Here is a 7,237-nt window from a genome sequence, read left to right on the forward strand (position 1 = left end):
GTCCTAATTGGACAGCTCTTCTTTTCCATCTATTATTTAAACCAATGCTTGTGTTTTCAAAGACTCAGCTTTATCTGTACGCTCCCAAGGAACATCCAGATCATTACGGCCGAAGTGACCATAAGCAGCTGTTTGACGGTAGATAGGGCGACGCAGATCAAGCTCTTTAATGATGCCCGCAGGACGAAGGTCGAAGTTAGAGTGGATCAGCTCTACGAGCTTCTCTTCACTTACTTTACCCGTTCCGAAAGTATCAACAGCAATGGATACAGGACGAGCCACACCAATTGCATAAGCTAATTGAACTTCACATTTTTCAGCAAGTCCAGCTGCTACAATGTTTTTCGCAACATAACGTGCTGCGTACGCACCGGAACGGTCAACTTTCGTTGGATCCTTACCAGAGAACGCGCCGCCGCCGTGACGAGCGTAACCACCGTAAGTATCAACAATGATTTTACGGCCTGTCAAACCAGCATCCCCCTGAGGTCCGCCAATAACGAAACGGCCAGTTGGGTTAATGAAATAGTTAGTGTTCGCGTCCAACAAGTGAGCTGGAACGATTGGGTTAATGACATGTTCTTTAATATCTTTTTGGATTTGCTCCAACGTAACTTCTTCACCATGCTGAGTGGATACAACAATTGCATCAACACGAACTGGTTTATCATCTACATACTCAACCGTTACTTGTGTTTTACCATCAGGACGCAGGTATGGAAGAGTTCCATTTTTACGAACTTCTGTCAAACGACGAGCCAATTGGTGAGAAATCGAGATTGGAAGAGGCATAAGTTCAGGCGTTTCGTTAACCGCGAATCCGAACATCAGACCTTGGTCACCAGCACCAATTGCTTCAATTTCCTCATCAGACATCGAACCTTCTCTTGCTTCAAGGGCTCTGTTAACACCTTGTGCAATGTCAGGGGATTGTTCATTCAAAGAAACGAGAACCGCACAAGTTTGGGAGTCAAAACCATACTTCGCACGCGTGTAACCAATGTCCTTAATTGTTTGTCTAGCGATGGCTTGAATATCAACATATTCAGAGCTTGAAGTAATCTCACCGATTACCAAAACCAAACCAGTTGCTACAGATACCTCACATGCTACACGAGCATTCGGATCATTGGCAAGAAATGCATCCAATACCGAGTCAGAAATTTGGTCACAAATTTTATCCGGATGACCTTCTGTTACGGATTCGGATGTAAATAAACGACGTCCACGTACTTGCGCCATATCATTCATCCTCCTAATATCATTTAGTATGTTTGAAAAGCTTCTACACGATGCCTCTATATGAAAAAAAGTGGGCCCGGCTTTAGCGGCAGCTTTTCACGCCAAACGGAATCCCTCTTTTGCGCTCAAGCGCTGACAAGATCCTTGAATTCCGCAATGGTAAAAATAAGAATCAAACAGTAAATCATGAATAAAGACAACAAAAAAATGAACCTTTCCCGATTGGAAAAGGTTAAATTAAATATTGACCTTCAATTAGTTATCTTACGTCATTTGTCGTCTAGTGTCAATGCAACAAACCGTGAAGAAATTATGAATAATTCACCAAAATACATAAACATCTATAAAGAAAATAGTGCTTCTTCTGCTCTCTGAATCAGTCTTTTAGTAATCGTTCCTCCGACTGCCCCAGCATCTCTCGATGAGATATGTCCCCAATAGTCTTCTTTCATTGAAGAGGAAGGGATCGAACCCAATTCTGTCGCAAACTCCGTATCCGCATTAAGCGACATTTGTTTACCGACAGGCAACCCTAATTCAGCAGCAATCTCATACTTTAAAATATCCAATGCCTTTTTCGATTCAGGAACCACCTTTTTATTACTTCTAGCCATAACAAACGCCTCCTTAGAGTTTTTTGTTGTGATAAAGACACTCCATAAGCAATTGCCGATGATGTGAGTACATCACTAGTATGGCTAGATTCCTGAAGTCGAACCGCATAAGAACTTGTCAGATTGGGTAAAATTATGGAGAAGACTTTTAATGAAATACATGCAGTATTCAGTGCAATACGCAAAAAATTTTATTGAGCAACCTTACTTCCGTCGGCATTCAACAATAAATAGCTTCCTCGTACCATGACAAAGATGTCCGCCGTATTCTTCGGCGATGGCTTAATACCACGGCCTTCGGCCGGGAAGATCAAAAGATGATTCAGCGCGACTTCTGTCCCCGCTGGAAGATCTTTGCCTCCCGTTACATCCGGGATGCCATTATCATCGTTGCTCACGGCGAGTACCTTGCCTGTTCGCACGATAAACTCGGCGCCAGCACCGGCGTGAAGCGTTTGTCCATTTTGCAATTGGACAACCTTCATTGTCGCTGGCGTGGAAGTGCCCGTGCCTCCGTTGCTCCCGCCAGGCTGGCCTGCGCCAGCATTGGCCGCGATCGCGGAGGCGACAAGCTCCTTCACCTTTGCTTCGCTTAAGGTGTTCTGGTCGAAGTAGCTCTTTGTGATCACCGGGTCGGTGGACGAGCCTGGGGTTGGGGCTTCGGCTTGGGATGTTGATATTAATATATTAAAACCCATGAATACTATTGAAAGATAAACCAATTTTCTTTTCACAAACAATTTAATTCCCCTTTCGTTTTCTTAAATAAAAAGAGAAGACCCTAAGGTCTTCTCTTTTATAAATCTGCTTAAGACTGTATTACTTCGATACGGAAGTTGTTGCAGTCAAACCAGTTGCAGTTGTTGCAATAATATCGAAGCCATCAACGTTAGCTCCAGCTGTGATATTACCAAACTTGTCAATTGTTACGTTATGATCTGGATCAGAACCAACAGTACCGGAATCAACAGCAACAGCTTTAACTGTGAATACTACACCAAACAGATAGTTGTACTTTTGTGCGTCAAATCCTTCGTAAGTAATGCCATAGTTATCAGTTACTTTCAGGTTCATCAATCTAAATGCATTTGGTTTAGTATCTGTACCTTCTGTACCATCAGTAGCAGCTGTTACAGCAGCAGTCCAATCAGTAGCAGATCTAGTAGTATTTCCAGCAACAACTGCTGTTGATGTCAGAACATCATCTTGAACGCTTACGTTTACAGATTTTTGAACAGTTTCATTTTTGATGTTAAGGAATGAAACGTTCAATGTTGCAGTTCCTTTTTTGTTACCAATCACATAACCTTTACCAGTTGTTGTATCAATATCTGTTTTTGCAACAACAGGGTTGGAACTGTACAATGCTTGAATTGTTTGTGGAATTGCAACCGTGTTACCAGCACTATCAGTAGCTGTAAGTTTCACTTGTTTATCAAATTTACTTGTAAGTGGAGCTTCTTGTTGAGCACCAGTTAGAGTAGCAGTAGAAACACCACTAACAGTATCATTATCATATACAAAATCAGTCACAGAACTTGTATCAATCGCATTCACAAGTTTATCAACGTTGTTGATGGAGTAAGTCAGATCTCCAGTAACAGCTTCGATTTTCTTCGTAAGCGGGGAAGTAATGTCACTCCATGCGCCTGCTCCAACTTGTTTTTGAATGCTAACTGTAATTTGTCCGCTTGCATTAGAAGCAGTTACAGCTGGATACGTAAATTTATGCTCATCATCGAAAGTCTTAACAGTTGTGCCTGTGTAAGTACCGTCCGGAGTATTAACCGCTACACCACCATATACAGCAGTAGTTACAGCAACTTGATAATTAACTGCGGTACCTACGTTACCGTTACCGTCAGTTGATTTAAGATTTTCCAACTTCTTACCATATTGGTCATAAACATGGATCTCGAACGCGCTTTCCGCACCTACTGCAATTTTCTTAGCTGAATCCGTTACTACTTTAAAGCTTTCTGGTACACGAACATCACCAACAGTGAATGTAGCTGTGTCGTTGCTGCTCGCATTAGGCTCAGCAATATATGCTGTAACAGAAACAATTGATCTAGAAGTAAGAGTAGTAGGTAATGTAACTTTCACTTTACCTCTGTTCTCACCGCTTGTTTGAAGAACTGAATTATCTACACCACTCGCATCTGTGGAAGAACTAATTTTGATTCTTCCTACGTTTTGATCGCTAACAAGATCATCAATGCTTAGTTGGTTACCCTCAGCATCATAAGCAACAACTGGTACGTAGAAATCTGCATCTCCTGCAGCTAATTGGCTAGAAATATCACCAATTTCTATTTTTGTTGCCACTTTACTGGAAGACAATTTTACTTTATCAGTGCCAGAACCCGCTTGGTTATAAACTGTAAACGAGATTTCTGATGCTTTGTCGATATTATTGTCTAGGTAAAGTTTCACATCAGTAATATCATCACTATTAGAATCACCAACTTCATATTTCAAAGCTGGTTCGTATCCACTGAATATAACACGAGTGTTTGTTACGTCGGAAGCTGCATCATAAGCAACTACGTTGCCGTACTGGTCAAAATTTGTAATATCGAAAGTAGCAGTTTCACCTTTCATACCGAGTGAAGCTTTACCATTTGAGTACTTAATTGCGCCAAGTGTCATTTTGGAGATGAATGGAACAGTTCCAACTTTAAAAGTTTTAGATACTGACACATGGTTCTCATTGTCATAGATGTTTACCGGAACAAGACCAGTACCAGTTGGGAATGCAGTACCACTAGTATCTAATTTCAGCAAAAGTTCACCTGAACTAGTTTTTGACAACTGCGCGTTCGCTGCAGCATCGGAATATACAGTGTATGCGCCTGAAGAGAAGGAAGCATTTTCACCATATTGGTTAGTTGCTTTTACTTGGATACGAACTTTAGAAGATTTTGCAATTGTGTCGCTTGCGTTAGCAAAATCAATTTTAGTAACTTTTTCGTTCTCAGCTTTGAACTCAGCAGTTGTTTTGTCTACAGTAGCTGCATCAAGACCGCTAAGCGTTACAGTGTAAGTACCTTCAGTAAGCTTAGTATCTTTTAATGTAAGAGTTGCAGTTTTGTTATCCACTACTGCATCAACAGCAATAACAACAGAACCTTTTTTCAATTCAAATTTCGCTTTATCTTTATCAACTGGTTTGCTTAAAGTAACTTCAACTTTTTTCGCACCAGTAGCTTTTGCTGCTGTTACGGAAAGTTTACCAGGGGATACATATTGAGCTTTCGCTTCGTATGCACCAGTCAAAAGAAGATCGCGAGTTGCGTTGGCTTGACCACCGAATTTGCCATCAGCGCCAGCAGGAAGAAGTTTAAGTTCAAGAGCCAATGCTACATAACCTTGAGCCCAGCCAGAAACTGTAGTGTCAGTGCCTGTTTTTGCTTTAGCGTCTGCATCTTTACCAAGTACACGAACTAGGAAAGTAGCAAGTTGTTCTTTTGTTACTTTACCAGCTGGGTTGTATTGACCTTCAGCGTAGCCATCAGTGATACCAGCAGTTTTCAAAGCTTCGATGTAAGGAAGCGCGTAGCCATTAGCTGCGTCATCGGATTTAACATCGGAGAAGCTGGAAGTTTTAAGATCTTTGTTTACTGTAACGTCAGTGATCAAAGCTGCAACTTTTGCGAATTGAGCGCGGTTCATTTCGTCTTTAAGACCAAATGTTGTTTCGCTCACACCATCAAAAATACCTGCGCTGATCAATGCATCGAATTTTGCTTTTGTAGCTGCGTCAAGATCTTTAAGATCTGTGAAATCAGCGGATGTTTTACCGAATGCTACGGAAGAAAACATAGATAATGCCATTGCTGTAGAAAGAATTACGGATAAACTTTTTTTCATAACCTTTTTTTCTCCTCCTTGAATATCTTTAATTTTATTTGTTCTAGTTGTAAACATATTTGAGCTCGATTCACTCATTGTCTTGTTCACCCCCTTTCCAGAGTTGAGCATAAATTATAACTAAGTTCGCTTGTGACTTCTAATATAATCACATTAGAAACTAGTAAACTAATAAAGGTAGATAGTGACACCATTGTTTATTATACAATGGACGAAATACGTCGTAAAGAATTATTTTTGTTAAAAATTTTAATATAACAGATATGTCTTTAAAGCTTGTTATCATTTCCTTGTTTTCAAAGTATTAAACGCATGTGGTTCAGAAAAGTTGCGCTTTGCGGAAAAATATTTTTTATTTTTTTACAAATTGTTGAAAACGCAGTTAAATTACTATGAAAAATGTTCATGTTTAAGCAATATGAAATTAAAAAAGAAGACCCGAAGGTCTCCTTTTTTATGTTGCAGCTTATTTCAATACAGATGTGCTTACGGACATGCCTGTTGCTGTTGTAGCCACCAGATCAAAGCCAGTTACACCAGCACCTGCTGTGATGTTACCGTATTGGTCAATTGTTACGGAACCAGTACCAGTAATACCTTTAGCTGTAAAGACAACACCGAACAGATAGTTGTATTGTTGTGCTTCAAATCCTTCGAAAGTCACGCCATAGTTATCCGTTACTTTCAGATTCATCAAACGGAATGCGTTTGGTTTGCCATCTGTTCCATCTGTACCATTCGTTGCTTTTGTTACAGCAGCCGTCCAGTCAGCAGTTGTTCTTGATGTGTTACCAGCAACTACTTCCTTCGATGTTACAACGTTATCTAACACTTTTACATTAACAGTTTTCAGGACAGATTGACCTTTGTTGTCGGTGAATGCCACATTCAATGAAGCTGCTCCTGCTTTGTTACCAATCACATAACCTTTACCAGCGTTCATGTCTGTTTTAGCAACAATACCGTTAGAGCTTGTGATCGATTGAATCGTTTGTGGGATTGCCACTTTGTTACCCGCACCATCTGTTGCAGTAAGCTTTACTTGTCTAGCAAGTTTGCTTGTTACGGCAGACTCTTGTGCGGCAACAGTCAATTTATCTCCGGATGTTGTATCGTAAGTTGCTTCAGCTACAGAGCTTGTATCAATCGCATTAACCAGATCACTTACCGTTTGGATTTCATAAGTCAGATCTGTATCCGCTGTGATAGCTTCAACTTTTTTCGTTACGTTGAAGATTTCGCTCCAGGCACCTGTTCCTACTTGTTTCTCTACTTTAGCTACAAACTCTGCGGAATTTGTTCCTGCCACTGCTGCTGTATAGGTGAACTTGTGCTCTTCATTGAAGAATTCAGCGTCTGTTCCTGTGATTGGTGCTGTAAAGTCAGCTCCAGCTGCCGGTACTACGGCTACGCCTCCAACTACATTCGTTGCCACAGAGATACGGTATTTATTTGCTGTTCCAATACCACCGTTTCCATCTGTGGATTGAATGTTTTTCAACTCTTTA

At 40.7% G+C, this 7,237-nt stretch carries 4 protein-coding genes and 1 pseudogene; all 5 read right to left on the reverse strand.

The genetic code is table 11. The features are described from left to right. Positions 1 to 36 precede the first annotated feature (36 nt). A complete protein-coding gene (metK, locus tag AC58UU_RS34050; protein ID WP_497321956.1) occupies positions 37 to 1,242 on the reverse strand; it encodes a methionine adenosyltransferase in 1,206 nt (401 codons plus the stop codon). Positions 1,243 to 1,583: 341 nt separating this feature from the next. Continuing rightward, positions 1,584 to 1,856, reverse strand: coding sequence for an alpha/beta-type small acid-soluble spore protein (locus AC58UU_RS34055; RefSeq protein ID WP_497321957.1), 273 nt, complete (start codon positions 1,854 to 1,856; stop codon positions 1,584 to 1,586). Between the two features lie 191 nt (positions 1,857 to 2,047). Next, positions 2,048 to 2,554, reverse strand: a complete 507-nt coding sequence (locus AC58UU_RS34060) for a hypothetical protein (RefSeq protein WP_497321958.1) — start codon at positions 2,552 to 2,554, stop codon at positions 2,048 to 2,050. Between the two features lie 121 nt (positions 2,555 to 2,675). Then, the gene (locus tag AC58UU_RS34065) at positions 2,676 to 5,807 is read right to left on the reverse strand and encodes an S-layer homology domain-containing protein (protein ID WP_497321959.1); all 3,132 of its coding nucleotides are present in this window, start codon (positions 5,805 to 5,807) and stop codon (positions 2,676 to 2,678) included. Between the two features lie 388 nt (positions 5,808 to 6,195). After that, a pseudogene (locus AC58UU_RS34070) lies at positions 6,196 to 7,237 on the reverse strand (hypothetical protein); the annotation flags it as partial.

This window comes from Paenibacillus sp. JT22N1 (genome assembly GCF_059692155.1).